Source organism: Methylobacterium sp. WL18, from assembly GCF_008040015.1.
GTDB lineage: Bacteria > Pseudomonadota > Alphaproteobacteria > Rhizobiales > Beijerinckiaceae > Methylobacterium > Methylobacterium mesophilicum.
This window is the reverse complement of sequence record NZ_VRVD01000546.1, coordinates 1-3,193: the sequence shown is the minus strand read 5'-3', so window position 1 is coordinate 3,193 and position 3,193 is coordinate 1. Positions and strand designations below refer to the sequence as shown.

The window sequence follows — 3,193 nt, the reverse complement described above, 5'->3', positions numbered from 1 at the left end:
GGCCTGAGCGGTACCGTCCCGGTTACACCCGTCCGCAGGGGCTTGATGTCACGGGCGCGAGGGGCTGACACGGTTGCGGCGAGTCCCAGGTCATGCCCGCCGCCCCCGTTCCGGCGGCGATAGGACCCCCGCCACCATGTCAAAACTCCCGACCCTCGCCCTCGCGAGCCTTCTGGCGCTCGCCACCTCCGCACAGGCCGCCGCGCCGCCCGAGCGCCTGCGCGGCACGATCGAGTCCGTGGAGGGCGGCGGCTTCACCCTCAAGACCCTGGACGGCAAGAGCCAGCAGGTGACCCTGGCGCCGGACGCCAAGGTCTCCTGGGTCGTCCCGGCCCAGCTCGATCAGATCAAGGACGGCGTGTTCATCGGCACCGCCACCAAGGGTGAGCCGCCGGTCGCCCTGGAGGTCGTGCTGTTCCCGGAATCGATGCGCGGCACCGGTGAGGGCCATTACGACTGGGACATGCTTCCCGATCACACCGGCAGCGCTGCCGTGAAGAGCACCATGACCAACGGCACCGTGAAGGCCGCCGGACCCGCGACCGCGCCGGACGCCCCCCGGGTCAAGAGCGCGATGACGAACGGCACCGTGAAGGCGAGCGGGGGCGGCGTGGAGCGTACCCTCACGGTCGATTACGGCAAGGGCCAGTCGATCCAGATCCTGGTCCCGCCGCAGGCCCCGGTGGTCACCTTCGAGTCCGCGGATTCCGGTGCGATCGCTGCCGGCGCGAAGGCGTTCGTGGTCGCCGCGCGCGGCGAGGACGGCAAGGTCACGGCGCGCCGCGTCGCCGTCGGCAAGAACGGCCTGACGCCGCCGATGTGAGGTGAGGCCGGGCACGCCTCCGCCGTCTCAGGACAGGACGTCGGCGTAGCCCACACGTTCGGACCGCCCCGGCCCTTCCCGCCGGCCGGGGCGGCCCCGTCCATGCCCGGTTCGACAGCACTCCTGCCACTGCGGAAAGCATATCGGTACATCCGGCAAGCTGTTGCCGGCTAACGCGTTCTGATATTGTTGCCGGGCGGCAACATCGCACAGGAACCAATTTATCCGAGCCGAATTCTGATTGCTCGCCGAAACCCGTTCGCACATGGTGATCGTGCACGGGGGCATCGCCAAGCGAGAGCCCGCAGGAGCCTGCCACCCAAGACGCAGGCCAAACCTACAAGACGTGCGGCAAGATCCGGAAAACCGGGCATGTCCGCATCATCGGGTCTCGAAGCTTTGGAGATGTCTATGAAGCTCTTGAAGAGCTCACTGCTCGGTTCCGCAGCCGCCTTCGCGGCGATCGGAGCCGCCCACGCCGCCGACCTTCCGGTCAAGAAGGCGGTCCCGATCGAGTACGTCCGCGTGTGCTCGGCCTACGGCGCCGGCTTCTTCTACATTCCCGGCACCGACACCTGCCTGCGCCTCTCCGGCCGTGCCCGGTTCGAGGGCGGCTACATGACCAGCTATTCGCGCCAGTTCGGTAACGGCGGCGACACGTCGGGCTACCAGGGCCGCCTGCGCATCAACCTCGATGCCCGCACCCAGACCGCCTACGGCACCCTGCGCGCCTTCGTGCGCCTCGATGCCGGCGCCCGCACCGGCTACTCCGGCGTCGGCACCTCCGGCACCCAGCAGCGTATCGGCCAGGCCTATCCGGGCCTCGGCATCGACAGCTTCGGCCGTGACCAGCAGTTCTCGAACGTCGACAAGGCGTTCATCCAGTTCGCCGGCCTGACCGCCGGTCGTGCGTCCTCGTTCTTCGACTTCTACGCTCACGACTTCGAGCTCGCCGGCGCTACCGCCGGTTCGGACATCGCGTCCACCAACCTGCTCGCCTACACCGCCACCCTCGGCAACGGCCTGTCAGCCACGATCTCGGCCGAAGACCCGGTCTTCCGCCGCAGCCCGATCTACTCGCCGTCCAACAACCCAACGGGCGCCACCGTCAACGCGTCGATTGCGAACTTCGCGCAGAACAACTCGCCGGCTCCGGTGTTCATTGGTTACACCGGTGCCACCCCCACCCGCTTCAGCCAGGTCGATGTGATCCAGCGTTCGCGGATGCCGGACGTCGTCGGCGCCCTGCGCCTCGACCAAGCCTGGGGTTCTGCGCAGGTCTCCGCGGCGGTTCACGAGTTGAACGTCGGCAACGTTCAGAACGGCGCCGGTACCGGCACCGGCACGAACGTCAGCATCCCGCACGCCAACAACTCGTATGGTTACGCGGTGCAGGGCGGTCTGAAGATCAACACCCCGTTCATCGCTCCGGGTGATGCGCTCTACCTGCAGGGTGCCTACGGCAGTGGCTCCCAGCTCTACACCGGTTACTCCTCGTTCAGCGGCTCCTACTCGCAGAACGCCGCGACCATCCAGGGCCAGAAGTTCAACCAGTTCTTCAACGACGCGAGCGTCAACCCGTTCACGGGCCAGCTGGAGCAGTCCACGAGCTTCACGGTTGTCGCTTCGTACCTTCACTACTGGTCGCCGGAGTGGCGCTCGGCCGTCTTCGGGTCGTACGGTGAGATGGACTTCACCCAGCGTGCTCGCTCTGCTCAGGGTGCAGCATTCGGGGTGATCAATCCGAACGGAACGAACAGCTTCGCCGCGAACGCCGTTGGTGTGCCCGGAACGCGATTCTATCAGCTCAGCGAAGCCCTGCGCGATACCTATCAGTTCGTCGCCGGTGCGAGCTTGATCTGGTCGCCGGTGAAGGACCTCGATATCGGTGTCGAAGGCTATTACACCCAGATCGGCGTCAAGAACGGTCGCGTGATCGACAAGGACAAGGATCCGACCGCTTACTCCCGCGTCGGTGCTATCAATGCCGGTGGCGCAGTTGCTACCACCACGGCAGACTCGGTGTCCTCGTTCCGCTTCCGCGTCCAGCGCGACTTCTAAGCCGCATCGTCGGCGCGGGGATACACCCCCCGCGCCGGTTCCCCGGTTCCACGGATCTCAAGGCCCAGCCCTCCGGCTGGGCCTTTTTCGTTGTCGGCGGGCTCGATGACGCCGGACGCCGCGCCTGCCTCGCTTCCGGACGTCGCCGCTTCAGGGCCGCGGCCGAACGGTTCCCGGCGGCGCCGCCGCCACACACGAACTCCGGACCGAACCCGCGAAGCCCGCATCCGGCACGGATCACGGCCAGACCGCGTTTCCGCACCGCGCCGCTGACCGGCCTCGGGCCCCGGTTCCCGGGGCGCGCCGCTC

Annotated in this window: 2 protein-coding genes; both read left to right on the top strand. The window is 67.5% G+C overall.

Annotated features, from left to right (window positions below; translation table 11 throughout):
• Positions 1 to 136 precede the first annotated feature (136 nt).
• Positions 137 to 823 carry a metal ABC transporter permease gene (locus FV228_RS24710; RefSeq protein ID WP_147856973.1) on the top strand — a complete coding sequence of 229 codons (687 nt, stop codon included), beginning with the start codon at positions 137 to 139 and terminating at the stop codon, positions 821 to 823.
• Positions 824 to 1,234: 411 nt separating this feature from the next.
• Positions 1,235 to 2,884: a porin gene (locus FV228_RS24705; protein WP_147856972.1), complete on the top strand. Its 1,650-nt coding sequence runs from the start codon at positions 1,235 to 1,237 to the stop codon at positions 2,882 to 2,884.
• Positions 2,885 to 3,193: the final 309 nt, after the last annotated feature.